Here is a 367-nt window from a genome sequence, read left to right on the forward strand (position 1 = left end):
TTCTGCCGGTCGCTGAGTGTATTTCGCTCGGTTGGGATAGCAGCCGCCAGACGCTGGATGCGCAGGTAATCAGCGGCGAAGGTGAAGATAATCTCCTGACGTTATCCCTTCCGGCATCTGCCTGTTCTCCTTTTGCCGTTGAACGCATGGCGGCGCTTTTGCAACAAACAGACGACTCCGTGAGTCTGGTTTCTGGCTTTGTCAGTTTTGTTGATGGGCAATTGACACTGGAACCACGGGTGATGATGACAAAAACCCGCGCCTGGGCGCTGGACGCAGAAACTGCGCCTGTGGCACCGCTACCTTCTGCCAGCGTTTTGCCTGTGCCGTCTACCGCTCATCAGTTGCTGATGCGCTGCCAGGCGTT

At 56.4% G+C, this 367-nt stretch carries 1 protein-coding gene; it reads left to right on the forward strand.

The window, feature by feature from the left end:
• On the forward strand, nucleotides 1-367 hold a 367-nt coding region (locus SB816_RS30175), incomplete at both ends, for a hypothetical protein (RefSeq protein ID WP_410548014.1).

The organism is Achromobacter sp. SIMBA_011 (assembly GCF_046535435.1).
Lineage (GTDB): Bacteria > Pseudomonadota > Gammaproteobacteria > Burkholderiales > Burkholderiaceae_B > Achromobacter > Achromobacter dolens.